The organism is Ensifer adhaerens (assembly GCF_000697965.2).
Lineage (GTDB): Bacteria > Pseudomonadota > Alphaproteobacteria > Rhizobiales > Rhizobiaceae > Ensifer > Ensifer adhaerens.
This window is the reverse complement of the sequence record NZ_CP015880.1, coordinates 2,394,950-2,420,527: the sequence shown is the minus strand read 5'-3', so window position 1 is coordinate 2,420,527 and position 25,578 is coordinate 2,394,950. Positions and strand designations below refer to the sequence as shown.

At 63.9% G+C, this 25,578-nt stretch carries 26 protein-coding genes and 1 riboswitch; of the genes, 16 read left to right on the top strand and 10 right to left on the bottom strand.

Going from position 1 to position 25,578, the window contains the following annotated elements:
• Nucleotides 1–25 precede the first annotated feature (25 nt).
• Together FA04_RS11700 and FA04_RS11695 are read left to right on the top strand one after the other, a co-directional pair.
• Nucleotides 26–1,372 carry a glucoamylase family protein gene (locus tag FA04_RS11700; protein ID WP_051659239.1) on the top strand — a complete coding sequence of 449 codons (1,347 nt, stop codon included), beginning with the start codon at nucleotides 26–28 and terminating at the stop codon, nucleotides 1,370–1,372.
• Between the two features lie 2 nt (nucleotides 1,373–1,374).
• On the top strand, nucleotides 1,375–2,241 hold the full coding sequence (locus tag FA04_RS11695; RefSeq protein ID WP_234798702.1) for a ferric iron reductase: 867 nt from the start codon (nucleotides 1,375–1,377) through the stop codon (nucleotides 2,239–2,241).
• 38 nt (nucleotides 2,242–2,279) lie between these two features.
• Here FA04_RS11695 and FA04_RS11690 read toward each other — a convergent pair whose 3' ends face one another.
• The 3 genes from FA04_RS11690 to FA04_RS11680 form a co-directional block, all read right to left on the bottom strand.
• Nucleotides 2,280–3,077 carry a CbtA family protein gene (locus FA04_RS11690; protein WP_034791964.1) on the bottom strand — a complete coding sequence of 266 codons (798 nt, stop codon included), beginning with the start codon at nucleotides 3,075–3,077 and terminating at the stop codon, nucleotides 2,280–2,282.
• Between the two features lie 197 nt (nucleotides 3,078–3,274).
• Nucleotides 3,275–3,451 carry a CbtB domain-containing protein gene (locus tag FA04_RS11685; RefSeq protein WP_034791966.1) on the bottom strand — a complete coding sequence of 59 codons (177 nt, stop codon included), beginning with the start codon at nucleotides 3,449–3,451 and terminating at the stop codon, nucleotides 3,275–3,277.
• Nucleotides 3,452–3,492: 41 nt separating this feature from the next.
• A riboswitch (cobalamin riboswitch) is annotated at nucleotides 3,493–3,754 on the bottom strand.
• Nucleotides 3,753–4,445 carry a TetR/AcrR family transcriptional regulator gene (locus FA04_RS11680; protein WP_051659240.1) on the bottom strand — a complete coding sequence of 231 codons (693 nt, stop codon included), beginning with the start codon at nucleotides 4,443–4,445 and terminating at the stop codon, nucleotides 3,753–3,755. It overlaps the preceding riboswitch by 2 nt.
• A gap of 104 nt (nucleotides 4,446–4,549) precedes the next feature.
• Here FA04_RS11680 and FA04_RS11675 point away from each other — a divergent pair, with 104 nt between their 5' ends.
• Together FA04_RS11675 and FA04_RS11670 are read left to right on the top strand one after the other, a co-directional pair.
• Nucleotides 4,550–5,380, top strand: a complete 831-nt coding sequence (locus FA04_RS11675) for an NAD(P)H-binding protein (protein WP_034791968.1) — start codon at nucleotides 4,550–4,552, stop codon at nucleotides 5,378–5,380.
• Nucleotides 5,377–5,856: an anthrone oxygenase family protein gene (locus FA04_RS11670; protein WP_034791970.1), complete on the top strand. Its 480-nt coding sequence runs from the start codon at nucleotides 5,377–5,379 to the stop codon at nucleotides 5,854–5,856. Before FA04_RS11675 ends, FA04_RS11670 begins: the two co-directional genes overlap by 4 nt.
• Before the next feature lie 69 nt (nucleotides 5,857–5,925).
• On the opposite strand, the gene FA04_RS11665 is transcribed toward FA04_RS11670, so the two are convergent.
• From FA04_RS11665 to FA04_RS11655, 3 genes are read right to left on the bottom strand one after another with little or no spacing between them, the layout of a single operon-like run.
• Nucleotides 5,926–6,492 (bottom strand): SRPBCC family protein, encoded by a 567-nt coding sequence (locus tag FA04_RS11665; RefSeq protein ID WP_034791972.1) that lies wholly within the window; start codon nucleotides 6,490–6,492, stop codon nucleotides 5,926–5,928.
• Entirely contained in the window at nucleotides 6,489–6,851 is a 363-nt protein-coding gene (locus FA04_RS11660; RefSeq protein WP_034791974.1) for an ArsR/SmtB family transcription factor, read from the bottom strand. The genes FA04_RS11665 and FA04_RS11660 overlap by 4 nt, the downstream gene beginning before the upstream one ends.
• Nucleotides 6,852–6,901: 50 nt before the next feature.
• Complete coding sequence (locus FA04_RS11655) at nucleotides 6,902–7,717, bottom strand: crotonase/enoyl-CoA hydratase family protein (protein ID WP_034791976.1); 816 nt, start codon at nucleotides 7,715–7,717, stop codon at nucleotides 6,902–6,904.
• Nucleotides 7,718–7,800: 83 nt separating this feature from the next.
• Here FA04_RS11655 and FA04_RS11650 point away from each other — a divergent pair, with 83 nt between their 5' ends.
• Both FA04_RS11650 and FA04_RS11645 read left to right on the top strand, forming a co-directional pair.
• A complete protein-coding gene (locus tag FA04_RS11650) occupies nucleotides 7,801–8,421 on the top strand; it encodes a TetR/AcrR family transcriptional regulator (RefSeq protein WP_034792004.1) in 621 nt (206 codons plus the stop codon).
• Between the two features lie 123 nt (nucleotides 8,422–8,544).
• Complete coding sequence (locus tag FA04_RS11645; RefSeq protein ID WP_034792008.1) at nucleotides 8,545–8,895, top strand: VOC family protein; 351 nt, start codon at nucleotides 8,545–8,547, stop codon at nucleotides 8,893–8,895.
• Nucleotides 8,896–9,035: 140 nt separating this feature from the next.
• On the opposite strand, the gene FA04_RS11640 is transcribed toward FA04_RS11645, so the two are convergent.
• On the bottom strand, nucleotides 9,036–10,319 hold the full coding sequence (locus FA04_RS11640; RefSeq protein ID WP_034792023.1) for a cystathionine gamma-synthase family protein: 1,284 nt from the start codon (nucleotides 10,317–10,319) through the stop codon (nucleotides 9,036–9,038).
• Nucleotides 10,320–10,445: 126 nt separating this feature from the next.
• Here FA04_RS11640 and FA04_RS11635 point away from each other — a divergent pair, with 126 nt between their 5' ends.
• From FA04_RS11635 to FA04_RS11625, 3 genes are all read left to right on the top strand, one after another.
• Entirely contained in the window at nucleotides 10,446–10,904 is a 459-nt protein-coding gene (locus FA04_RS11635; protein WP_034792047.1) for an Lrp/AsnC family transcriptional regulator, read from the top strand.
• Between the two features lie 137 nt (nucleotides 10,905–11,041).
• Entirely contained in the window at nucleotides 11,042–12,331 is a 1,290-nt protein-coding gene (locus tag FA04_RS11630; protein ID WP_034792051.1) for a mechanosensitive ion channel family protein, read from the top strand.
• Nucleotides 12,332–12,479: 148 nt separating this feature from the next.
• Complete coding sequence (locus FA04_RS11625) at nucleotides 12,480–14,165, top strand: alpha/beta hydrolase (protein WP_034792053.1); 1,686 nt, start codon at nucleotides 12,480–12,482, stop codon at nucleotides 14,163–14,165.
• On the opposite strand, the gene FA04_RS11620 is transcribed toward FA04_RS11625, so the two are convergent.
• Nucleotides 14,159–15,073 carry a LysR substrate-binding domain-containing protein gene (locus FA04_RS11620; RefSeq protein WP_034792055.1) on the bottom strand — a complete coding sequence of 305 codons (915 nt, stop codon included), beginning with the start codon at nucleotides 15,071–15,073 and terminating at the stop codon, nucleotides 14,159–14,161. The genes FA04_RS11625 and FA04_RS11620 overlap by 7 nt on opposite strands.
• 136 nt (nucleotides 15,074–15,209) lie before the next feature.
• Between FA04_RS11620 and FA04_RS11615 the strand changes: the two genes are divergently transcribed.
• From FA04_RS11615 to FA04_RS11600, 4 genes are all read left to right on the top strand, one after another.
• Nucleotides 15,210–15,878, top strand: coding sequence for a cysteine hydrolase family protein (locus FA04_RS11615; RefSeq protein ID WP_034792059.1), 669 nt, complete (start codon nucleotides 15,210–15,212; stop codon nucleotides 15,876–15,878).
• A 119-nt stretch (nucleotides 15,879–15,997) separates the two neighbouring features.
• On the top strand, nucleotides 15,998–16,300 hold the full coding sequence (locus FA04_RS11610) for a GYD domain-containing protein (RefSeq protein WP_034792064.1): 303 nt from the start codon (nucleotides 15,998–16,000) through the stop codon (nucleotides 16,298–16,300).
• An 11-nt stretch (nucleotides 16,301–16,311) separates the two neighbouring features.
• A complete protein-coding gene (locus FA04_RS11605; RefSeq protein ID WP_159415440.1) occupies nucleotides 16,312–17,127 on the top strand; it encodes a transporter substrate-binding domain-containing protein in 816 nt (271 codons plus the stop codon).
• 17 nt (nucleotides 17,128–17,144) lie between these two features.
• Complete coding sequence (locus FA04_RS11600; protein WP_034792072.1) at nucleotides 17,145–17,816, top strand: amino acid ABC transporter permease; 672 nt, start codon at nucleotides 17,145–17,147, stop codon at nucleotides 17,814–17,816.
• Here the strand turns inward: FA04_RS11600 and FA04_RS11595 are convergent.
• Nucleotides 17,813–18,688 (bottom strand): LysR family transcriptional regulator, encoded by an 876-nt coding sequence (locus FA04_RS11595; RefSeq protein ID WP_034792075.1) that lies wholly within the window; start codon nucleotides 18,686–18,688, stop codon nucleotides 17,813–17,815. The genes FA04_RS11600 and FA04_RS11595 overlap by 4 nt on opposite strands.
• A gap of 123 nt (nucleotides 18,689–18,811) precedes the next feature.
• On the opposite strand from FA04_RS11595, the gene FA04_RS11590 reads away from it, so the two are divergent.
• From FA04_RS11590 to FA04_RS11580, 3 genes are all read left to right on the top strand, one after another.
• Complete coding sequence (locus tag FA04_RS11590; RefSeq protein WP_034792077.1) at nucleotides 18,812–21,259, top strand: GcvT family protein; 2,448 nt, start codon at nucleotides 18,812–18,814, stop codon at nucleotides 21,257–21,259.
• Entirely contained in the window at nucleotides 21,256–23,703 is a 2,448-nt protein-coding gene (locus tag FA04_RS11585; protein WP_034792080.1) for a GcvT family protein, read from the top strand. Before FA04_RS11590 ends, FA04_RS11585 begins: the two co-directional genes overlap by 4 nt.
• 129 nt (nucleotides 23,704–23,832) lie before the next feature.
• Nucleotides 23,833–25,065, top strand: coding sequence for an aromatic ring-hydroxylating oxygenase subunit alpha (locus FA04_RS11580; protein WP_034792082.1), 1,233 nt, complete (start codon nucleotides 23,833–23,835; stop codon nucleotides 25,063–25,065).
• A gap of 62 nt (nucleotides 25,066–25,127) precedes the next feature.
• On the opposite strand, the gene FA04_RS11575 is transcribed toward FA04_RS11580, so the two are convergent.
• Nucleotides 25,128–25,571, bottom strand: coding sequence for an Lrp/AsnC family transcriptional regulator (locus FA04_RS11575; RefSeq protein WP_226020607.1), 444 nt, complete (start codon nucleotides 25,569–25,571; stop codon nucleotides 25,128–25,130).
• Nucleotides 25,572–25,578: the final 7 nt, after the last annotated feature.

The following is a 25,578-nucleotide window of genomic DNA, read 5'->3' as shown; positions in this document are numbered from 1 at the left end:
CCGGATGTCGGACAGGAAAGGCGAAATGCCGCAGCGTACGGAAAATACTGAGCGATTTCAGATCGATCGATTGCAGCAGGCGGCGTTCGGGTATTTCCTCGAACATTCGGATCCGGTCACCGGACTGATCGCCGACACCGCGTTGCCGGGCGCGCCGGCGAGCATCGCTGCGACCGGCTTCGGCCTTTCCTGCTATCCGATCGGCGTCGAGCGCGGCTGGCTCTCGCGCAGCGATGCCGCGCGGCGGGTGGTGACGACCCTGCGCTTCCTTGTCCAAAGCCCGCAGTCCCGCCACCGGCAGGCGACCGGCTATCGCGGCTTCTACCATCACTTCCTCGACATGCGGACCGGCGAGCGCACCTGGCAGAGCGAGCTTTCGACCGTCGATACGGCGCTGCTGATCGCCGGCTGCCTGACCGCCTCTGCATATTTTTCCGGTAGGGATGCGGACGAATGCGAGATCCGCGCGCTTGCCGATCGGCTCTATGCGCGGGTGGACTGGCGCTGGGCGCTCAATCGGGCCGACACGCTGACGATGGGCTGGCGGCCGCCGGGGCGGTTCTTGAAGCATCGCTGGCGGGGTTACAGCGAAGCGCTGCTGCTCTATGTGCTGGCACTCGGCGCGCCCGACCATTCGATCGAACCGGAGCACTATGCGGCCTTTGCCGAGGGCCATGACTGGATTCCCGTCGACGGCCGGCCGCATCTGCATGCGGCGCCACTCTTCATCCATCTCTTTCCGCAGGCCTGGCTCGATCTGCGCGGGCTTTCCGACCGGACGATGCGGGAGCGGGGGACGGATTATTTCGAGAATACCCGACGCGCCATCGCCTTGCAGCGGGACCATGCGCGCTCCAATCCCGGCGGTTTCGCCGGATATGGCGAGGACCTGTGGGGCCTGAGCGCCTGCCATGCGCCGCGCGGCCGGCTGCGGCTTGCGGATGGGCGCCAGCAGCGGCTTTTCGGCTATGTGAACCGCGGCGCACCCTACGGCCTTGATGACGGCACGCTCGTGCCCTGGGCGCCGCTCGCCTGCCTGCCGTTCGAGCCGGACGCGGCGCGGGCCTCCCTCGTGCATATGGCAGACAGTTATCCGGGACTTTTGAGCGAAGGGCGCTTTCCCGGCGGCTTTAACCCGAGCCTGGCCGCCGGCGCAGGCCCGGAGGGCTGGATCGATGCGCGTGTCGTCGGTCTTGACCAGGGCATCGTTGTCATGATGATCGAGAACTGGCAAAGCGGCCTTGGCTGGGCGCTGATGCGCAGCATGCCGGCGATCCGTCTCGGCCTTGAGCGGGCGGGCTTCGACGGTGGCTGGCTGCAGGAGGGGGAAGGCGCGTGTGGTAATCCGCCCGCATCCCGCGCCAGAGGATGAGAATGGACGACGGAGACGGCATGCGCTTGAACGACCACCGGCCGACAGCGGAGACCGCGGCGTTTGCGCCGCAGGCGCTGGCCGTCGCCGACCATCTGCGTGCCCAGTTTCCCGAGGCTGCCGTCTCGCTCGGGCCGGCGGCCAGTGATTTCAGCGCGCCGGGCGACTTCTGGGCTGCGGGCAGCGCTGGCCTTGAGGCGGGGCTCGCCTATCAGGATTTCTTCGGGGTCGGCATGACCGACCGGATCCGGGCGGCGCATCTGATCGCCTTCTATAGCCGCCAGCTGAGCGTGGTCCTTGGCGCGTTCCATCTCGGCGCCGGGTTGCAGGCGGAGGTGGCCGGCATTCGTTTCGAGGATTGGACGCGGCTTCACCGTGGCGTCGAAGTCGCGGGCAAGCGCTATCATTTTCGCCTGCATCCGCCGGCGACGGAGCGCCAGGGTGGCGAAGGCGTCAGCGCATTCGAACCGGGCTTCATCGCCCATCTGGCACCCGTCGTTGCGGTTCTGAAAGCGCGAGCAGGGCTGTCGAGCGGGGCGCAATGGCGGCTCGCGGCTGATGCCCTGGCCGGCGCGTTCCTGGAAATCGGCCGCGCGATCGGCGACGAGGCGCGCGGCATGGCCGAGGCGCTGGCGATCGTCAAACGACCGGGTTCGCGGCTCTACTCAGAGGAGCTCTGCTACGAGCAGATCGCGGCTCTCGATCCGGCAAGCGGCGCTCAGCTGTCGCGCCAGTATCGGATCCGTTGCGGCTGCTGTCTCTACTTCAAGACGGAAGGGGGCAGTTTCTGCGACACCTGCGTGCTGCTGGAGCCGGAAGATCGCCGCGCGCGGCTGGCGGCGCATCTCATGCAAAACGGCGGGACCTGAACCCCGCCGTCGCTTTGCTGACGATCTGTGATCAGTGATCACTGTGCCTTGACGAAGCGCTCGTTGATGAAGCCGGAGACGACGCCGAGCACGATCCAGAAGGCAAGCGTGGTGGCGAGTGCGGCAACCGCAAACTCGGCGCCGAGCACGGCCGGAACGTTGCTGGTGATATCGAGCGGCTGCGGCGCGCCGTAGACATGGGGTGCTGCGATCGCCACCAGGCCTGCGACCTTGGAGACGATCTCCTCGCGCAGGACGACGAGATAGAGGCCGACGGCGGAGAGCGCCACGGTCACCAGCCACCAGGTCTGGCGGTCGCCGAGTTCGGCTGCCGGAAAGCCCGGCAGTTCCGGCGGCAGACCGATCGCCGGCAGCATGTGCACGGCAAGCCAGCCGCAGGCGCCCCACAGCGCGCCGTTCCTGAGCGTGATCGGGTAGCCGATCACCAGGCTGACGCCGGCGAGCAGCAGGCCGAAGCCGGAACCTGTGACGAGGTTCGCCATCAGCGTGCCGGAGAAGCGGCTCATGCCGAACATGATGCCGCCTTCCTCATGCTCGCCCTCATGGGCATAGGCCGGGGTGATCGGCGACAAAGCGTCGAGGAAAGCGCCGAACGGCGACACGGCTTTGAGCGACGAATGCTGGTCGTGGTTTTCTGCGGCCGGCTGTGCCGCACCCGGCTGGGCGGCGGGCTGTTCGGTGGCGGCCGGTGCCTCGCCTTCGAATTCTTCTGCATGCAGGATCAGCGGTGTGACGCGCAGTTCCTGGGCGCCGGTCATGAAGACACCGGCAATCAATCCAGCCACGATCGCGGCCAGAAGCGTTCTGACAATCATCTTGAAATCCCTCGATAACGACAAAAGCCACGCCCTGTGGCGTGGTCCTTGAGCCTTCCCATTTTCCCAATGCTGCGGATGGCCTTCGCGCGCCGGAAAAACCGGGATGCACGCAGGCCTCCATCCGGCTCAGGCCGGATGCGTTCAGGTCCGCAGATTGTTCGATGCGGAACGTTGTTCACGTTCCGGCGCATCGGTCAGTGGCAGGGGAAGCCGTAGGAGTGGCGAGTGTCGTGCGCCGTGTCGTGCAGCACTGCCGAGTTGGCAAGGCCGGCGCCAAAGACGAGGAATGCGCCGATGAAGAGCGCGATGACGCCAGCGGTCAGACGATCGCTGAGGGAGAGCGGGGTGCTCGAAATGGTAGACGTAGCCATGACAACCTCCGTGATGGCATCGGGAAATTCCCGGTTGGGCCCTATGCCCGTATCGAGTGGCAGGTTTCCTGGCTCACGGCGTTGGGCTCGATGCCCTCGATCTGCCTCGCCTTCCCAGCTCGGCCGCCCTCTCGCGGTCTTGCCAGTGGCTTCTTCCGGATCGCTCCGGAACGGTGGATCGACGTCGCTCTACAGTCGCGGGGTCGGCCGTGATTTGAATGCCCAGCTTGGGTCCATCCGTCACATTCCCGTTTGCTCCCGAAACACGTTCGCGTCCCGGGAACCAATCGATCCCAGATGATTAGGATTGTGTCATGGAGTTGTCAATTGAGTGCGCGCCGCCGCGCGGTCCATCCGCGACAAAATCCTTGATGGTCATGCGTTTGTAGGCTTCGACGATCTGGTCACCCTCGGCCCGGTCGACCGAGACTGCAAGTCGCATGGTGCAGTCGCCGAGATGCATGATCAGGAAGGCGGCGCTGTCGATCTCTTCGCGCGGCGTCTCCGGCACAAGGCAGGCCCAGACATCGGCAAGCAGCTTTCCGCCGGCGCGGCTTTGCGCAAGATCGATCTCGCGCAGTGCCTTGTCGGCCTGCATCGCCGACCAGATGTCGCGCATGACCGGCTCGGCGAGGAACATGTCGTAGTAGATGTCGAACAGCAGCGAGAAGGCGTCGCGCAGTTCGGCTATCGACGTGACCTTTGCCAGTTCGGCCGCGATGCACTCGTTGCAGACCGCATTGTAGCGCTCGGCCAGCGTGCGCACGATTGCCGCCTTGTCGGGGAAGTACTGATAAAGCGAGCCGATCGAGATCCCCGCCTTTTCAGCGACTTCGCTCATGCGCATGGCGTCGCTGCCCTTCTCCTGGATGAGCGCCGTCGCGCAGGCAAGGATCTGCTCGACGCGCTCGCGGCTGCGCTTCTGGCTCGGCGTCCGGCGCAGCGCAGGCTCGTCGTCGGCGGGAAGCGTGGCGGGACTTGCATCTGGAATCATGAGTAATGCTCACATTTTGACTTGACTCCTAAAATACGAGGATTTATCACATTTGCAAATGTGAGAGATGCTCATGTTTGTTGGTGGAACCTCAGGAGGAAGCGATGTCTCAGAAAGTCACACTGGTTTTGGGCGGTACCGGCAAGACGGGGCGGCGGGTGGCCGATCGCCTTCGGGAGCGGGGCGTAGCGGTCCGCATCGGCGCCCGTTCGGCGTCGCCTTCCTTCGATTGGACGGATGAGGCGACCTGGACGCCCGCCCTTGAAAATGTCGATCGCATCTATGTCTGCTACCAGCCCGATCTGGCGGTGCCGGGCGCCGTCGACGTCATCGCCAAGTTCTCGAGCCTTGCCGTTCGCACCGGCATCAAACGGTTGGTGCTCCTGTCGGGCCGCGGCGAGGACGAGGCGGAAGCCTCCGAGCGTGCGCTGCAGGCCTCCGGCGCCGACTGGACGGTCATCCGGGGCAGCTGGTTCTTCGAGAACTTCGACGAAGGCTTCCTGGCTGACAGCGTGGTGAGTGGTTCGGTCTTCCTGCCGGTGGACGAGGTCACCGAGCCCTTCGTCAGTTGCGACGACATTGCCGACGTGGCGGTTGAGGCCCTTCTGGACGATGCGCATATCGGCAAGGTCTATGCCTTGACCGGCCCGCGCCTGATGACCTTTGCCCAGGCCGTCGCCGAGATCGCCGCGGCCGCCAACCGTCGGATCTCTTATCAGGCCATTCCGGTTTCCGACTTCGCAGCGCATCTCAAGGCGGACGGCGTGCCGGATGACTATGTCGAACTCATCCGCTATCTCTTCACCTCGGTGCTCGACGGACGCAATTCCAGCATGACGTCCGATGTCGAGCGCGTGCTTGGGCGGCGTCCGCGCGAATTTGCCGATTACGCCCGGGAAACCGCAGCAACTGGTGTTTGGAGTCTTGCCGCATGATCCCGTTGATCCCCGCTCTGGCGTTTGCCGCCGCGATCGGTTCCGGCCTGATGGCCGGGCTGTTCTTCATCTTCTCGGTTTGCATCATGCAGGCCCTGTCGCGGCTGCCGCCGGAGCAGGGGATCGCCGCGATGAACGCCATCAATGTCGTGATCCAGAACCCGATCTTCCTCAGCGCCTTCATGGGCACGGCGCTGCTCGCCCTTGCGCTCGTCGTCGTCGCCTTCATCTCGGGGGGCGAGGGCAGGTGGTGGCTTGCCGCCGGTGGCATTGCCTATGTCGTTGGCGTGCTGCTGGTGACCATTGTCTTCAACGTGCCGATGAATGACGCGCTCGCCGCGGCAGCCCCCGGTCAGGCGGCGACCGATCTATGGCGTGAGCGCTATCTGACTGATTGGGTCTGGTGGAACCACGTGCGCACATGGGCCTCGATCGGCGCGCTGGCGTTTTTCGTTCTCGGTTTCGCCCGCGCCTGACGAAAAGCGCCGGCAAGTCGATCCTTGCCGGCGCCTGCACGCGCCTTGACCTTCAAGCACATCCCGCCGTCAGGGCTTCGGAATACGCGCGTCGTATTGCGCTTCAAGGTCGGCAAACTTGCTCCAGAAGGCTGCCGGCTTTTCGCCTTCGAGCAGAGAACGCAATATGTCGAGGTGTACGTGCCAGCCGGCAGAGAAGCTGGTCATGACCGCGCGGTCGGCGATGCGCTTATGGGTGACGACGAGCAGCACCTTGTCGCCGCGGGGGCTGAGCTCGAAGCGGACCTCCGACGGGGTGCCGGTCTCTTCGTTCCAGGTATAGGCCAGTAGTCGTGGCGGCTCCCAGGCGAGCACGTGGCCGTAATTGCGCACCTCGCCGGCGTGCTCGGCGTATTTCTGCGGTGGCCGATCGTCCTCCGTCGTCAGTTCCGAATGGCGGAAGACGTGCTCGACCTCGGCCCCTTCCTTCGATCCGATCGTTCCGGACGCCATCCAGAGCCGGCGCTTGCTTTCCTCCGTCAGATAGGACCAGACCCGCTCGATCGGGCCGGGAAGCAGGCGCTCGATGCGCACCGCGTCCGGTGCGACGACACGGCCGTAATCGGCGCCGGCAAAGGCTGTGGCAGACGAAGTCATGGCTTTTCCTCCGGATCAGTTTGGATTGTGGCGTCTTCGGCGAGAAGCAGCGCCTCGAGTGCGTCGATGCGGGTGCGCCAGAAGGCTTCGTAGTGGCGCATCCATTCCATGCCTGCATGCATCGGCGCGGCATCGAGCCGGCACACATGCGTGCGACCTTTCACTTCGCGGCGCACCAGACCTGCTCCTTCCAGCACCTTGATGTGCTTCGATGCCGCGGCCAGCGAGATCGAGAACGGCGCCGCAAGCTCACCCACCAGTCTTTCGCCCTGCGAAAGGTCCTGGAGCATGGCGCGCCGCGTCGGGTCCGAAAGCGCGTGAAACACGGCATCGAGATGTGCGTTCTGATATTCAACCATATTGTTGAATATCCTCTCGGTCGACCTAATTGTCAACCGTTCGGTTGAATTTAAAAGTATCGCGAAAAGAGACCAGGCCGCGGTGGGTCGTCGTGGATGCGCCGTCCCTTCCAGGCGGCAAGCGCATCGGCAAGATCGTCGGTCGGCACCATCTGGGCAAACTGTTCGCTTTCGACCAGCAGCCCCTCGGCGATCGACATGTTGAGGCCGCGGGTGACGGCGGTGATGATCGAGCGCACTGCAAGCGGGGAGTGGCCCATGATGCGTTTTGCCAGGTCACGGGCGGCCGACATCAGTTCCTCATGAGCGACGACGTGGTTGACGAGCCCCAACTCCAGCGCGCGATCGGCCAAGAAATCCTCGCCTGTCAGCAGCAGTTCAAGCGCGCGCTTGCGGCCGGCCAGCCGCGGCAGGCGCTGGGTGCCGCCGAAGGTCGGCGGCATGCCGAGCTTGATTTCCGGTTTGGCAAAACGCGCCCGGTCGCTGGCAACAGCGAGATGCACCGCTTCGGTGATCTCGCAGCCGCCGCCATAGGCAAGCCCGTTGACGGCAGCGATGACCGGCTTCGGAAAGGCTTCGAGCCGGGCCGTCAGGCCCTGGCCGCGACGGACGAAATCGCGCACGGCCGGGTTTACGCCCTTGGCCACGCTTTCCGAGAACTCATGGATATCGCCGCCGGCGGAAAAGGCGCGGTCGCCGGTGCCGGTGATGATCACGGCGCCGACGCCGTCGTTCGCTTCGATCTGGTCGAGAAGGCTCATGAGCCGGTCGATCAGCTCGTAGTTCAGCGCGTTGAGTTTCTCTGGGCGGTTGAGAGTGAGGAGGGCGATGCCCTCGGAAATCTGCATCAGCACGGTGTTCGACATGGTTGCTCTCCGGCAGGTGTTGACGGGGAGAGGCTAGGTGAGGGAAGATGCCATGTATATTCACTAGTCGGTATACATGAGAGATGGCGAAAGCAGAGAAATCGACCCGGGAGCTGATCGTCGCAGCGGCGGAAAAGCTATTTTATGCCGAGGGCATCCGCGCCGTCAGCGTCGATGCGGTGGCGGAAGCCGCGGGCGTGACCAAACGCACGCTCTACTATCATTTCGACAGCAAGGACGAGCTGATCGCCGCCTATCTCGAAGGCCGCGACCAGCCCAATCTGAAACTCTTCCGCAAGTGGTTCGACGCGGGCGACGGGGACATTGCCGACAAGGTCGAGGCGATCTTCGTCAACCTGGCGCGGGCGGCGCGCCATCCGAAATGGAAGGGCTGTGGCTTCCTGCGCACCTCCGCCGAGCTTGCCAACATGCCCGGTCATCCGGCGATCCGCATCGGTGCCGCCCACAAGAAGAAGTTCGAGGCCTGGATTGCCGAGACCTTTACCGAAGCCGGTGTCGCCGAGCCGGCCGTGCTGGCAAAGCAGATCCTGCTGCTGCTCGACGGCAGTTTCGCGGTCGTGCTGCTGCACCGGGATCCAAACTACATGGAGGTGGCGGGCAAGGCTGCGGCGACGCTTGTGCGGGTGGCGCTTGCCGGAGCAAACCCGAAGGCGCCATCGGAACATGCGGCGGCTTCATTCTGAAGCGAGGCGATTTCCGCTTTCAATCGGCTGCCGTTGGCGGGCAGTATGGGCTGTATCGTTATCAGCCGAACAACCATTGAGCGCCGGTGTGGCCGCGTTGCGGCTCACCGGAGGAGGAAATCCATGACAGTCAAGCGTATCGTCTCAAACCTCTACGCCCCGGACCCGCAAGTGGCGCGCGCCTTCTACGGCGACCTGCTGGAACTCGACGTGGTGATGGATCACGGCTGGATCCTGACCTTTGCCGCCGAGGGCAAGGCCGCGATGCCACAGGTGAGCATCGCCAGCGAGGGCGGCAACGATACGCCGGTGCCGGTGCTTTCGATCGAGGTGGACGATGTCGACCGGGCCTATCAGCGAGCCAAGGCCGCCGGTGTCGAGATCGTCTACGACATCACCAACGAGCCCTGGGGCGTGCGCCGTTTCTACATGCGCGACCCGTTCGGCAATATCGTCAACATCCTGGCGCACTGAGCAATTCCAGGAAAAGTGCGAAGCAATTGCGCCAGCCAAGCGAGCGAATTCCAGGAAAAGTGCGCAGCGGTTTTCCGTCCGGAATTGCGTCCTTGCAAACTCGCGAAGGATGCCGCCGGCTGGACCGGCGGCCTCTTGCATCAGGCGAGCGACAGCGCGTTTGAAAGATCGGCCACGAGGTCGTCGGGATGCTCGATACCGATCGACAGGCGGATGGTCGATTCCAGCACGCCGATGCGGTGGCGCACCTCGATCGGCACGCCGGAATGGGTCATCGCCGCCGGGTGGCTGGCGAGCGATTCCGTGCCGCCGAGGCTGACGGCGAGCTTGAAGATCTGCAGCGCATTGAGGAAGCGGAAGGCCGCCTCCTGGCCGCCAGCGATATCGAAGGAGAAGGTCGAGCCAGCGCCGGTGCACTGCGTCTTGAAAGTGCGGCCGACCGGCGTGTCCTCGCCGTGGAAGGGCAGGTAGTGGATACGCTCGACCTTCGGGTGGTCGTGCAGGAATTCGGCGACGATGCGGGCATTGTCGTCGGCCTTCTGCATGCGCACCGCCAGCGTTTCGAGCGAACGGCCGAGCATCCAGCAGGAATGCGGATCGAGCTGCGTGCCGATCGCACCGCGTAGCGCCTTTACCTGCTTCATCACCGCCTTGGAGCCGAGCGCGGCGCCGGCGATCAGGTCGGAGTGACCACCGACATACTTGGTCAGCGAATAGAGCGAGATGTCGGCGCCGTGCTCGATCGGCCGCTGGAAGACGGGCCCAAGCAGCGTGTTGTCGCAGGCGACGATCGGGGTATGGCCCTGCTTCCTGCCGATCGCATCGGCAACGCGGCGGATCATGGCGACGTCGACGAGGCTATTGGTCGGGTTCGCCGGCGTCTCGATCAGGATCACCGAGACCCGGCCCTTGGCCATCGCCTCTTCTGCGGCGGCGCTGACGGCCGCCTCGTTCACGCCATCGGCAAAACCGACGGCGGAAACGCCGAGATTGAGGAAGGTGCGGGCAAGCAGCGTCTCGGTGCCGCCATAGAGCGGCTGGCTGTGCAGCACCGCGTCGCCCGGCTTGACGAAGGCGAGCAGCGTCGTGGCGATCGCCGACATGCCCGACGAGAACAGTGCGCAGCTTTCGGTGCGCTCGTAGACGGCGAGACGGTCTTCGACGATCTCGCTGTTCGGGTGGTTGAAGCGCGAATAGACGAGGCCGGCGCCGACACCCGCCGGCGGTTCCTTCCGGCCGGAGACAAAGTCGAAGAAGTCGCGGCCCTCTTCGGCGGAGCGGAAGACGAAGGTGGAGGTCAGAAAGACCGGAGGTTTGACCGCGCCCTCCGACAGTTCCGGATCGTAGCCATAGTTCAGCATCTGCGTTTCAGGATGCAGCTTGTGGTTTCCGATGTGGGTTTTGGAGGGATGCGGTGCGGTCATGGCTTGTCTCCTCAAGCGAAGCGGACTCGACTGACAGGCAAATTATATCAGATGCTTGGACCGATCCTTGCTATTTCCGGCGGGATCGCCTTGAGTTGCGCAAAGATTTGGCTGAGTTGAGAAGATATGGCGCAGAAAATAGCCGACGAGACGGATCGCAGGATTTTGAAGGAACTGGTGGCGGATGCCCGCCTGACCAACAACGAGCTCGCCGAGCGGGTGGGGCTCTCGGCGTCGCCCTGTCTGCGTCGGCTACGGCGGCTGGAGGAGACCGGGGTCATCCGCGGCTATACGGCTTTGGTCGATCCCGCAGTCGACGGCTGGACGATGACGGCGATTGCGACCGTCACGCTCAGCCGCCAGCACGAAGACGAGATCGTCATGTTCGAAGAGGCGGTGCGCGGCTGGGACGAGGTGCTCGAATGCCATCTGGTGACCGGCTCGCGCGACTACGTGCTGAAGGTGATGAGCGCCGGCCTCGATCAGTACGAGCGTTTCATCAAGGAGAAGATCGCAAGGCTCAAATGCGTCGCCTCGATCGAGACGAGTTTCGTGATGAACACGATCAAGGAGCGGCGAGTCTAGCGCCAACCCCTCCATAAGCCTCTGAAGCGGTTCGATAATCGTCCATCCGGCTTTGAAACCATCAGGGATGCCCTAGATTCGAGTTAGGAGGGCGTCCCACACGCTCGGCGGGCGCCTTGCTCTCTCGGAGAGAGACGATGGATTTCGCAACAGCGCTCGATGCCGCCGCTTCCTGGCTGCAGACGGTCTTTTTGAACGAGTGGACCTATTATCAGCTCGCCGTCATCGTCGCCGGCTACCTGGTCTGCGGCGCACTGGCGAAGCGAATAGAGCCGCGGGTCGAGGCTCGAGCCCGTCTGATCAAGGGCAATCCGGATCTTTTGCGGGTCATCATCGCCTTCATGCGGCGGCTGCGGTGGCTGTTTCTGATCGTCTGGCTCTGGATTGCCGACGGCATGATCCTGCGCTTTGGCTGGCCGTCCTATCGCTGGTTGGTGGCGACCGCGCTGACGCTGACGGCGGCGTGGTTCGTCATCTCGGTGCTCACACGCATCATCCGCAACCAGATGCTGGCGCGCGTCACCGCCGTCGTCGGCTGGATCTATTTTGCGCTCTATGCGGTCGGGCTCGACCGGGTGATCCTGACGACACTTGATGGCGTTGCCATCAATCTCGGTGCGGTTCGCCTGTCGCTGCTGCTCGTCCTGAAAGCCATCGTGCTCTCCGCCGCGCTGATCTGGCTTGCCGTTTTGATCGGCAATGTCTCGTCGCACTGGATCCAGCGGTCAGCGGACCTGACCCCCTCCTTCAAGGTTCTGATCAGCAAGCTGGTCAAGATTGCGCTGATTGGCTTTGCCGGCGCAATCGCGCTATCGGCCACCGGCATCGACCTGACGGCGCTGACGGTTTTTTCCGGGGCGGTCGGTGTCGGCATCGGTTTCGGTCTGCAGAAGGTGGTTTCCAACTTCATCTCCGGTATCATCATCCTGCTCGACAAATCCATCAAGCCGGGCGACACGATCACGCTCGGCGATACCTTCGGGTCCGTGCGCGACCTGCGCTCCCGCTTCGTCTCCGTCATCACCCGGGACGGCAAGGAATACCTCATTCCAAACGAGGATTTCATCTCGCAGCAGGTGGTGAACTGGTCGTTCTCCAGCGACTTCGTCCGCATCGAGGTCGATTTCGGTACCTCCTATGACAGCGACCCGCACGAGGTGGCGCGCATCGCCATCGAGACTGCCGCATCGCTGCCGCGGGTGGCGAGCAGCTACGCGCAGCCGGTGTGCTGGATGACGGGTTTCGGCGCCTCGTCGCTCGATTTCAAGCTGAGGTTCTGGATCTCCGATCCGAGTAACGGGCTCACCAACATCCGCGGCCAGGTGCTGATGGCGCTCTGGGATGCGTTCAAGGCGGCGGGCATTTCGATCCCGTTCCCGCACCGTGAAATCATCATGAAGACGCCGGTCGAGGTCACCCGGGTTTAGGGGCCGAAGTGCCCGTCGGCCGGTTCGCGTCAGGGTGTCTTGCGGTTGTGGCGATTGACTGGACACGCCGGGGAAGCGACATTGCCGGCGCCGGAACAGCCCGCAGTCGTTCCGGTGACCGTGCCAGCATCAGTGGGGACCCGACGCCATGGACCATCTTCAACAGACGCCGCTGTCGAGGTTGCCGATGCCGCGTTTTCTCTCGACGCTGCTGGCATCGTTCTCGACCACGGGGCTCATCGTCGGCGTCTTCTTCTTTGCCATGTCGCTGACGCCGAGCCTCATCCCGCGGCCCTATGTGGTGCAGGCGGTGATTTCGGGCCTGTCGCTTTCCGCCGGCTATGCGATCGGCGTACTGTTGCGCTGGCTGTGGTCCTTGCTCGACCTGCCGGAGATCCGCGGCCGCACAGGCCTTACGGTGAAGGTGCTAGCGGCGCTCGGCTGCACCGCGGTTGCGCTCGCCTTCCTCTGGCGCACCGCCTACTGGCAGAACACGGTGCGGCAGATCATGGGGCTCGACCCGGTCGAAAGTGCTGAGCCGTTCAAGCTCGGGCTGATCGCGGCACTCGTGTTTGTCGCCATCGTGCTCATCGCGCGCCTGTTCCGCTTGACCTTCCGGTTTCTGACCCGCCGCTTCGAGCATGTGTTGACCCGGCCGCTGGCAAAGGTCGCAGCCGTCGTTGCCGCCGTCGCGCTGTTCTGGTCCGCCGTTGACGGCGTCATCTTCCGCTTCGCGCTGCATGCGGCCGACAGCTCGTTCCAGCGGTTGGACGCGCTGATCGATCCGGATGTCGCGCCGCCGACCGATCCGTTGAAGACCGGCAGCAGCGCGTCGCTGATGACGTGGGACGAACTCGGCCGCCAGGGCCGCCAGTTCATCGCTTCCGGTCCGACGGCGAAGGACATCGGCGGCTTCTTCGGCGGAGAGGCACAAGAGCCATTGCGCGTCTACGCCGGTCTCAACTCGGCCGAGACCGCCAAGGAGCGGGCGAAGCTCGCGCTGGAGGAATTGAAGCGCGTCGGTGGTTTCGAGCGATCGAACCTTCTGATCGTGGTGCCGACCGGCACCGGCTGGATCGACCCGCCGGGCCTCGATTCGCTCGAATATCTGCTGAAGGGCGATGTCGCCAGCGTCGCGGTGCAGTATTCCTATCTCACGAGCTGGCTGTCGCTGCTGGTCGAGCCGGAATATGGCGCGGAGACTGCCGATGCGCTCTTCGATGCGGTCTATGGCTACTGGACGACGTTGCCGAAGGACAGAAGGCCGAAGCTCTATCTCTATGGCCTCAGCCTCGGCTCGATGAACTCGCAAGGCTCGGTCGATCCCTTCGATATCATCAGCGATCCGTTCCAGGGCGCGCTCTGGGTCGGCTCGCCGTTCCCGACCAAGACCTGGCTGCAGATCACCCGAAACCGCAATCCGGGCTCGCCGGAATGGCGGCCGCTTTATCGCGACGGCTCGGTGATCCGTTTCACCAATCAGGAGAATGCGCTGAACATCCCGGGCGCGACCTGGGGCAATGTCCGCATCGTCTATCTGCAATATGCCAGTGATCCGATCACCTTCTTCGATCCATACTCCTTCTACCGCGAGCCCGACTGGATGAAGGCGCCGCGCGGTGCCGACGTCTCTCCTGCGCTCAGATGGTTCCCCGTCGTCACCATGTTTCAGTTGCTTGCCGACATGGCGCTCGCGACGACCTCGCCGATCGGCTACGGCCATGTCTATGCGCCGGAGCACTATATCGACGCGTGGATGCAGGTGATGGCACCGGCTGATGTCAGCGAGGCGGACGCCGAGCGGCTGAAGGCGCTGCTCAAGGGTCGCTACTGAGCCTGCTTGTCGCCGGACCGCTCGCCACGCAGGTGCGCGGCGATCTGGTTGGCGAAGGCCTGGATCAGCGGCTCCTCCGCCTTTTCCGTCGGGCAGAGCAGATAGTAGCCGGCCGAGGCCGGTATCGCCGTCGGGAAGGGCTGGATCAGGCGTCCTTCGTAGAGATAGGAGCGTGTCAGCACGTCTGAGACGAGCGCGATGCCCTGGCCCTGTAGCGCCGAGGCGACGGCGATCGCGACCGATTGCACCCGCACGCTCCGGCTGCCTTCGAGCGAAATGCGCGATGCGGCCGACCAGCGCGTCCATTCCCGGCCGTCATCCTCATGCAGCAGCGTGACGTCGCGCAGCTTCCGCTCGCGCAGCGGGCCTTCAAGCCGGGGGAAGAGGAGCGGCGAGCAGACCGTCCTGAGCTTCACGTCGCTGACTGGCTGCCACCACAGGCCGTCGAAGGGCGGATTGTCGTAGACGACGGCGAGATCGACATCGTCCCAGACGACGTCGCTGGCGCGGATGCAATTGCGCATCGAAAGATCGGTGACGCCGCGCGCACCCGCGAACTGTACGAGGAGGCCGGCCATCCAGGCAATCGCGAGCGCCGGGGGCAGGCCGACCGTCAGCTTGCGCTGGTGGCTTTCGAGCCGTCGGTCGGTGCCGTCCTCCACGGCGGCGGCAAGGTTGCCGATCGCGTGGGAAACCGTCTGCGCGAACTCGCGGCCGGCGGCCGTGAGCTTGATGTTGCGGCCGGATTTTTCAAGCAGCGTCAGGCCGGTCGTCTCCGAGAGCCGGCGCAGCTGCAGCGACACGGCGCCGGGACTCAAGCCGAGCTCATCCGCCGCCTGGCGCACGGAACCGATGCGCGCGACCGCCTCGAACGCCCGGATATAGGGCAGGAAATGCAACGCCTTCACGTGAGCCCTCCCGCTCTGATCGCGCCCCTCACGGCGTGAAATCGTTTAGCCAGACTGCACAATATCAAGCATAAAAAATCGCTATTCCCAATCGATTTTTGCTCCTATGAATCGGGCCTGAGAGAGGGAGAACACAATGATCGAGGCACAACCGTTTGATTTTCCTTATGATGGAAAGCTGGTTCCGGCGCAGACGGCGCTGATGGTGATCGATCTGCAGATCGACTTCTGCTCGGCCAACGGTTACTTCGCCTCGATGGGCTACGATCCGGCGCCGCTGGCCGCGATCGTGCCCGCGGTCAACCGGGTGATTGCGGCCGCACGGCAAGCCGGCTGCCTGATCATCCACACGCGCCAGGGCTACCGCGCCGATCTCGCCGACATGACGCCTTACGAGAAATGGCGGCGCAAGCGCTCCGGACTTGAGAACACGCAGGTGCTTTTGCGTTCCAGCCCCGGCTTCCAGTTGCTTCCGGAACTCGATGTCGCCGACACCGACGTCATCATCGACAAGACCTGCAACAGTTCCTTCACCTATACGGATCTCGAGCATGTCTTGAGATCCCAGGGCATCACCCACATGCTCTTTACCGGCTGCACCACGGACGTTTGTGTGCATACGACGCTGCGCGAAGCCTGCGACCGCAATTTCCAGTGCCTGACGATTTCAGACTGCTGCGCCAGCGGCGAGCAGTGGGCGCATGAGGCGGCGATCAACATGATCTCGATCGAGAACGGCATCTTCGGCACGGTCTCGACCAGTGATGCCGTTATTGCCGGACTGGCCAAGGCCGCCGCCCGCTAGCGCTCTGGCACCGCGCAATTCCGGGCGAAAAGCCGCTTCACGCTTCTCCTGGAATTGCTCCAGGCGCGGTCCTCACATTTCCAAAGCCTTTTGCCAACCGTTCAACGGAATGATGCCCTATGCAACGATACATCTCGCTGATGCGACTGACCTCGAAGGGACTGGCCGAGCTTGCCGATAGTGGCAGCCGGCGCAAGGTGAGCGAGGATCGGGTCGCAGCGCTCGGCGGCCGCTCGGTCGCCTTCTATGCCACGCTCGGGACCTATGACTTCGTCCAGGTTTTCGAGATGCCGGACAATGCGTCGATGATGCAATACGTGCTGACGGCGCGGCGCGACGGCTTCGTGGATCCGCTCATCCTTCCTGCCTTCGACAGCCAGACCTATGGCGACATCGTCGGCCGCGTTTCACCAGCACAATGAGGGGAATGAAGATGATCAGACTGGCATCCTGCGCAACCCTTCTGACGACCGCCGTGCTTACGGCCGGCGCCGCACAGGCCGAGCCGCCGGCTTTCGCCGCCGATGGAGAGGTTGGCGTCTGCACCACCGCGGCCTTTCCGCCGCTTTCCTTCAAGGAGCATCCGGCCGATGCGAAGCCGACCGGCATCGACATCGAGATCGCCGAAGCGCTGGCCGCGCAATGGAATGCGAAGGTGAACTACACCGTCACCGAATTCGCCGGCCTCTTGCCGACGCTCGGGGCAGGGCGCTGCGACGTCATCGTCAGCGGCATCTACATCAACGCCAAGCGGCGCGAGACCTATGACGGCGTGCCCTACATGAAATCGGCGACCGCCATGGTCACCAAAGCGGGCAGCGATACGATCAAGGCGCCGGAGGATCTCAGCGGCAAGGTCATCGCGCTCGAAGCCGGCGCCTACTACAAGGAAGAGCGGATCGGGCCCTTAAACGAGGCGCTCGCGGCCAAGGGCCTGCCGCCGGTCGATGTGCAGGAATACCCGACCCAGCAGGCCGCCTACCAGCAGGTGCTCGTCGGCCGCGTCGATGCGACCGTAACGGAAGAGGCGGAGGGCGCCTATCGCGCGTCGCGCTCCGACGGCGCGCTCACGCTCCCCTATATCTGGGCCTCGGACTTCAAATACGGCATCTACAGCCGCCGTGACGGTGGCGATGCAGCCGCGGTGAAGGCAGGGCTGAAGGCGCTCAAGGAGAAGGGCTTCTTCGGCGATCTCGCCAGGAAATACGGGCTCGATCCGGCGCTCTTCGACGTCGACTACGACTCCTGAGCGAAAGGAGGCGGGGCATGAACTTCGATACGAAACTGTTTTTCGATGCCCTGACCATGCCCGTCATGTTGCAGGGGGCGGGCATCGCCATCCTGCTGTCGATCCTGGTGCAGGCGGCGTCGTTCCTGCTCTGCCTGCCGCTGGCCGTCGCGCTCAATTCGATGGCGGCGGTCAGGCGCACAGCGGCGCAGGTCTATGTCTGGCTGTTTCGCTCGGCGCCGCTGATCCTCGTGCTCCTGATCGTCTGGAACGGCGCACCGCAGCTCTTTCCGGGGCTCACGCGGGCGCCCTGGTACACGCCCTTCGTCGCTGCCTTCATCGCGTTTACGCTGGTCACGGCCGCCTATATGGCGGAAGCGATGCGCGGGGCGCTTGCGGCGATCGGCCAGGGGCAGACGGATGCCGCCCGCGCGCTCGGGCTCAATCGCTGGCAGACCTTCTTTCTGGTGGTTCTGCCGCAGGCGCTGCGCATCGTCATGCCGGTGCTGGTCAACGAATTCATCAACCTGATCAAGCTGACCTCGCTCGCCTATGTAATCTCGATGCGCGAGATCATGGCGGTCGTCAACGACGCGATCGCCTCCAGCTTCCGCTTCGTCGAGTGGTATTCGGCAGCGCTGGTCTACTATCTCGCGATCGTTTCGATCCTGATGTTTCTGCAGCGGCTGATCCAGCGGCGCATGGCTTAACCCGCTTCCGAATTCGGCACCGGCAGCGTCGCGAGCAGATCGGCCATGGCGGCGATGATCTTGCGGTGCTGGTGGGCGTGGCGGGTGCGCAGGCTGGTGGCGGCATAGACCGTTTGCGGGATGACGGGCGCGTCCTGAACGCGCGCAGTAAATCCATCGTCCGCCAGCCGCTCGGCCGTTGCTGCCGTCACGTAGGCCGATCCGCCGAGTGTGCGAAGCAGCCGGGTGATCGCCATGTTCTGGCCGGCGGCAAGCAGCGCTGCGGAGAGATGCGGCAGCGCCAGCCGGTGGGCGCGATCGAAGCCTGGCGAAAAGCTTGAGCGGATGTAGCTCTCGGAGCGGATCTCGGCGAGCATCTGCGCCTCCGTGCTCACCATCACGTAATGCAGATCGCCGATCCTTTCGTAATAGAGATCGGGCAGGTAGTGGGGCGTGTAGAGGATCGCCAGATCCAGGTCGCCAGCGCCGAGATCGCGGTTCATCTGGTTGGAGTAGTCCGCCTCCATATAGATCTCGATGCCGGGCAGCTCCCGGCGGATCGTTGCCATCCATTCCCCGGCAAAGGCTTCCGCCAGATCATGCTGGACACCAAGCCGCATGGAGCGCTCCAGCGCGCCGGCATTGGTGACCGCGCGTGTGGCCTCATGCCATTGGTTTTGCAGGGCTTTTGCGTAATCTAGAAAGCGCAGGCCGGCGGCCGTCGGCACGGTGCCACCCTTGTTGCGGGTAAAGAGCTTGCGGTTGAACTGCGCTTCCAGTGCCTTCACCCGATGTGAGACGGTCGACTGGGTGAGATTCAGGCGCTCGGCGGTGCGGTTGAAGGAGCGGCTCTCCATCAGGTCCAGGAAGGTTTCGATCAGCTCCACCTGCATGCCGTTCTCTCCCGCTGCAATCGCTCCAATCTAATCGAAAGCATCGATCAATAAAGCCTGTTTCCGTTGCTTGATGGCGCCCGGCTTCACCGGCAAGAATTCGCCAAAACGAGGGAACAGTTGATGTCGAATTTGCCGTCGCACGCACGCGTCGTGATCATCGGTGGGGGAGCGATCGGGGCTTCCTCGCTTTACCATCTCGCCAAGGCCGGCTGGACCGACTGCGTGCTTCTGGAAAAGAACGAGCTGACGGCGGGCTCCACCTGGCATGCCGCCGGCAACGTGCCGACTTTCTCGTCCTCCTGGTCAATCATGAACATGCAGCGCTATTCAGCGTCGCTCTATCGTGACCTCGGCGCGCTCGTCGACTATCCGATGAACTATCACGTCACCGGCTCGATCCGGCTCGGCCATTCGAAGGAGCGGCTGCAGGAGTTCAAGCGCGTCGTCGGCATGGGGCGCTACCAGGGCATGGATCTCGATATCCTGTCGCCCGACGAGATGCGCGCCCGCTATCCGTTTCTCGAGACACACGAGCTGACCGGCGCGCTCTACGATCCCTATGACGGCGACATCGACCCGGCGCAGCTGACGCAGGCGCTCGCCAAGGGTGCGCGCGACATGGGCGCCAAGATCATCCGCTTCTGTCCGGTCACGGGCGCGCGCCGCGAAAACGACGAATGGGTCATCTCTACGCCGCAGGGCGAGATCCGCTGCGAATACGTCGTCAACGCCGCCGGCTACTACGCCCGCGAGGTCGGCAAGATGTTTGGCCGCAACGTGCCGATGATGGTGATGAGCCATCAGTATATCCTGTTCGACGAAATCCCGGAGCTTGCCGCCTGGTCGAAGGAGGCCGGCCACAAGCTGCCGCTGCTTCGTGACGTCGACAGCTCCTACTATCTCCGCCAGGAGAAGAACGGCATGAACCTCGGCCCCTACGAGCGCAACTGTCGCGCCCACTGGGTAACGCCTGACGATCCGATGCCGGAGGATTTTTCGTTCCAGCTCTTTCCGGACGATCTCGACCGGTTGGAATGGTACCTGAACGATGCCGTGGAGCGCGTGCCGATCCTCGGCACGGCCGGCCTTTCGCGGATCATCAATGGCCCGATCCCCTATGCACCCGACGGTAATCCGCTGATCGGCCCGATGCCGGGCGTGCCGAACGCCTTCGAAGCCTGCGTCTTCACTTTCGGTATCTGCCAGGCGGGTGGCGCCGGCAAGGTGCTCGCCGAATGGATCACCGAGGGCCAGACGGAGTGGGACATGTGGTCCTGCGATCCGCGCCGCTACACCGACTATACCGACCAGGATTATTGCATCGCCAAGGGCATGGAGATCTACGGCCACGAATACGCGATGCACTTTCCGAAGCATTACTGGCCAGCCGGGCGCGGCAAGAAGTTATCGCCGATCCACGACCGCATCGCCGCCCTCGGCGCCCAGTTCAAGCCCTATAACGGCTGGGAGCGTGCGATGTGGTACGCCAAACCAGGCGACGACACCTCGGAAGAGGCGACGCAGACCTGGGGCCGCGAAGGGCCTTGGGCCAAGCGCATCGAAGAAGAGTGCCTGGCCGTGCGCGATGCCGCCGGCATACTCGACCTGCCGGGCTTCTCGCGCTTCCGGGTAAAGGGCGAGGGCGCGACCGCATGGCTCTCCGGCCTCATCACAGGCCGCGTGCCGAAGCCTGGGCGCATCGGCCTGGCCTATTTCGCCGACGACAAGGGCCGGATCGTTACCGAGATGTCGGTGATGATGCTCGACGAAGACTTCTTCTTCCTCATCACCGCCGCAACCGCGCAGTGGCACGATTTCGAATGGCTGATGAAGCACCGGCCGGCCGACGCCGCCTTCACCATCGACGACGTCACCAAGTCCTTCTCCTGCCAGATCCTGACCGGGCCGAAGTCGCGCGCGATCCTCGCCGAGGTCAGCGAAGCGGATCTCGCCAAGGGCTGGCTCACGCACCAGACGGCGCAGATCGCCGGGCGCTATTGCCAGCTCGTGCGCGTCTCCTTCGCCGGCGAACTCGGCTGGGAGATCCATACCAAGGTGGAGGATACGGCCGCCATCTTCGACGCCGTCTGGGCGGCCGGTCAGAAGCATGGCCTCAAACCCTTCGGCATGGAAGCGCTCGACAGTCTGCGCATCGAGAAGGGCTACCGCGCCTGGAAGGGCGATCTGTCGACCGACTACACCATCCTGCAGGGTGGGCTGGAGCGCTTCGTCGACTGGGGCAAGCCCGGCTTCAAGGGCAAGGCGGCGCTGGAGCGTGAGAAGCAGCAGGGCGTTTCCAAACGCTTCGTGACGCTGACCGTCGCCGCCGACGGCTGCGATGCGCCCTATATGTCGACGCTCTGGTCGGACGGCCAGGTTGTCGGCGAGACCACCTCGGGCAACTGGGGCTACCGCGTCGGCAAGTCGATCGCGCTCGGCATGCTGCGCGCCGATCTCGCCGTGCCCGGCAACGAGATCGAGGTCGAGATCTTCGGCGATCGCTTCAAGGCGACGGTCGAGGCCGACCAGCCGCTCTGGGATCCCTCCAATGAAAGACTGCGCGCATGAGCAAGCCCATTCCCTCGAAAGCCCGCGCAGTCATCATCGGTGGCGGCGTCTCCGGCTGTTCCGTCGCCTATCACCTCGCCAAGCTCGGCTGGACCGATGTGGTTCTGCTTGAGCGCAAGCAGCTGACCTCCGGTACCACCTGGCATGCGGCCGGCCTGATCGGTCAGCTTCGCGCCTCGCAGAACATGACGCGGCTCGCGAAATACTCGGCCGACCTCTACGTCAAGCTCGAGGCCGAAACCGGCATTTCCACCGGCATGCGCCAGAACGGCTCGATCACCGTGGCACTGACGGAAGAACGCAAGGAAGAGATCTACCGCCAGGCATCGCTGGCGCGCGCCTTCAATGTCGACGTGCGCGAGATCACGCCTGACGAGGTCAAGGCGATGTATCCGCACCTCAACACCTCGGATGTGAAGGCGGCGGTGCATCTGCCGCTCGATGGCCAGTGCGACCCGGCCAACATCGCCATGGCGCTCGCCAAGGGCGCCCGGCAAAACGGCGCAACGATCATCGAAGGTGTCAAGGTGACATCCGTCCTGAAGAAGGACGGCCGGGTCACCGGCGTCACCTGCGAGCAGAATGGCGAGAGCTACACGATCGAGACCGATCATGTCGTCAACTGCGCCGGCATGTGGGGCAGGGAGTTTGCGCGGCAATCGGGCGTCACGGTGCCGCTGCACGCCTGCGAGCATTTCTACATCGTCACCGAGGCGATCCCGGAGCTGAAGCGCCTGCCGGTTCTGCGCGTGCCGGACGAGTGCACCTACTACAAGGAAGATGCCGGCAAGATGCTGATCGGGGCCTTCGAGCTCAAGGCCAAGCCCTGGGGAATGGACGGCATCCGCGAGGATTTCTGCTTCGACCAGTTGCCGGACGATTTCGACCACTTCGCGCCGATCCTCGAAATGGCGGTCAACCGCATGCCGATGCTGGAAACGGCTGGGATCCATACCTTCTTCAACGGCCCGGAAAGCTTTACGCCCGACGACCGCTACTATCTCGGCGAAGCGCCGGAGGTGAAGGGATACTGGGTCGCGGCCGGCTACAATTCGATCGGCATCGTTTCCTCGGGCGGCGCCGGCATGGCGCTCGCCCAATGGATGAATGACGGCGAGCCGCCCTTCGATCTCTGGGAGGTGGATATCCGCCGGGCGCAGCCGTTCCAGAAGAACCGCGCGTATCTGAAAGACCGCGTCTCGGAAACGCTCGGCCTGCTCTACGCCGACCATTTCCCCTATCGCCAGATGGCGACCGCGCGCGGGGTGCGCCGTTCGCCGCTGCACGAGCATCTGAAAGCTCGCGGCGCTGTCTTCGGTGAAGTCGCCGGATGGGAACGCGCCAACTGGTTTGCGAAGGGAGGCCAGTCGCGCGAGTACCGCTATTCATGGAAGCGGCAGAACTGGTTCGAGAACCAGAGGGACGAGCATCTTGCGGTGCGAAACGGCGTCGGCCTGTTCGACATGACCTCCTTCGGCAAGATCCGGGTTGAAGGGCGCGATGCGCTTTCCTTCCTGCAGCGGCTCTGCGCCAACGAGATGAACGTCGAGCCCGGCCGGATCGTCTATACCCAGATGCTCAACGCCCGCGGCGGCATCGAGAGCGACCTGACGGTGACGCGGCTGTCGGAAACCGCCTTCCTGCTGGTCGTGCCCGGTGCCACGCTCCAGCGCGACCTCGCCTGGCTGCGCAAGCATCTGACGGACGAGTTCGTGGTGATCACTGATGTCGGCGCTGGCGAAAGCGTGCTCTGCGTCATGGGGCCGAAGGCGCGTGAGCTCATGCAGAAGGTGAGCCCGAACGATTTTTCCAACGCGGGGCATCCGTTCGGCACGGCGCGCGAGATCGAGGTCGGCATGGGCCTCGCCCGCGCCCACCGCGTCACCTATGTCGGCGAGCTCGGCTGGGAGCTCTATGTCTCGACCGACCAGACGGCGCATGTGTTCGAGGCGCTGGAGGCGGCGGGGCAGGACCTGGGCCTCAAGCTCTGCGGCATCCACACACTGGATAGCTGCCGCATCGAAAAGGCCTTCCGCCATTTCGGCCACGACATCACCGACGAAGATCATGTGCTCGAAGCCGGACTCGGCTTTGCGGTCAAGGCCGACAAGGGCGATTTCATCGGCCGCGAGGCGGTGCTTGCCAAGCACAATCGCGGGCTTTCGCGCCGGCTGGTGCAGTTTCGGCTCGCAGATCCAGAGCCGCTGCTCTTCCACAACGAGGCGATCGTTCGCGACGGCAAGATCGTCGGCACGATCACGTCAGGCAATTACGGCCACCACCTCGGCGGCGCCATCGGCCTCGGCTACGTGCCCTCGGAAGGCGAGAGCGCAGAGGACGTGCTCGGATCAAGCTTCGAGATCGAGATCGCCGGAACGCGGGTGAAGGCGGAGGCGTCGTTGAAGCCGATGTACGACCCGCGGGCGGAGCGGGTGCGGATGTAGGCAGGCGTTGGGTGGCGTGCCTGGCGCTTGAGACAGCCCCTCACCGCGCGGATGAGGGGCTCTTCGAGGCACAACGAAAATACGCGTGCCGGATCGCGGGTTTCCGGTCTTCTTTCTGGAGTTCAGTCCATGCTCGCATCGGAGCTTAAGGATACGACAGTTGCGGGCGACCGCATCGATCAGCTGGTCGCCGGCCATCGTCCGGGCCATGGGCTTGCCCGCGCCTTCTACCTCGACCCGGAGATCTATGAACGGGACCTCGAGCGGGTTTTTCGGCGTCACTGGCATTGCGTCGCCCATGAAAGCGCGATCCCCAACGCCAATGATTTCGAGGTCTTCCGCATGGCCTCCGAGCAGGTGATCGTCACCCGTACGGCAAGCGGCGAGATCCATGCGATGCTCAATGTCTGCCGTCATCGCGGGGCCGAGGTCTGCACCAAGGACAAGGGCAATGCCCGTGCCTTCGTCTGTCCCTACCATGCCTGGACCTATGGCAATGATGGCGCGCTGAAGGCGGCGCGGCTGATGCCCAAGGACTTCAAGCGCGAGGACCACGGCCTGAAGAAGCTCAACGTGCGTGTCGTCGAAGGATTGATCTTCATCTCCTTTGCCGCCGAGCCGCTTGATTTCTCCGAAGTCGAGCGCCTGTTGCGTGCGACCTGCGGCCAGTATGGCTGGGGATCGGCGAAGATCGCCCATCGTCAGAGCTATGCGATCGACGCCAACTGGAAGCTTGCGGTCGAAAACTATGTCGAGTGCTACCATTGCGGGCCGGCGCATCCGGAATATTCCGAAACCCATGCGCTGGAACAGCCGCTGCACCTGATCGAGGAACTGAACGCCAGGATGGAGGCGCGCACCTGCGCGCTCGGCATCGAGGTCGCCTCCGGCAATCACTGGCAGAATTCCACCGGCGGCAAGGAGACCATTCATGCCTTCCGCTACGCGCTCTATGATGGCGTCCAGACCGGCAGCAAGGACGGGCAGGCGCTGAGCACGCTGATGGGCCGCTTCACCGATTTCGACGGCGGCGTCACCTCGATCCATCTGGGTGGCACCACCTTCCTCGTCTGCTATCCGGACCACGGCATGATCTACCGCTTCATCCCGAAGACGGCCGAAACCTCGGAGATGGAGCTGATCTGGCTCGTCGACGGCAAGGCCGAGGAGGGGCGCGACTACGATCTGGAAAAGCTCACCTGGCTCTGGAAGGTGACGACCGACGAGGACAAGGCGATCATCGAGCACACGTCGCGCGGCGTGCGTTCGCACTACTTCGTGCCAGGCCCAATCGCGCCGATGGAGCAGAACGAGCTGCGCTACATCAACTGGTATCTCGACGAGATCAGCCGGCCGGCCTGAGCGGCAAGCTGCAGGCAAATCGCGTCGCCGGTGCAAGCGTGCCGGCGACGCATTTCGTTTGCCTAGTCCCGCCGGTTGAAATGCGTCCTCAGCGCCACGTGCGTCTGCACCGTCGCGACGCCCGGGATGATCGATATCTGGCGGCGGATGGTGTCGAGATCGCCGTTGGAGGCGCATTCGACCAGCACCATCAGGTCGGTGGCGCCGGCGAGCGACCAGCAGGTGACGATGGGCGGCATGGCCGAGAGATGCGGCACGATATGGTCGCAGTTCTTGCCGGGCTGGAAGGTGATCGCGATCAGCGATTTGACGGTCGGGCTCTGGTCTTCGATGCCGAGGCGGATGGTGTAGCCGGCAATGACGCCCTTCGATTCCAGCCGTCGCAGCCGGTCATGGGCCGCGCTGCGCGAAAGACCGCTGTGGCGGGCCAGTGCCACCAGGCTCTGGCGCGAATCCTGCCTGAGCGCTGCCAAAAGCAGGCGATCCTTTTCATCGATTTCCGTCAAAACGTCG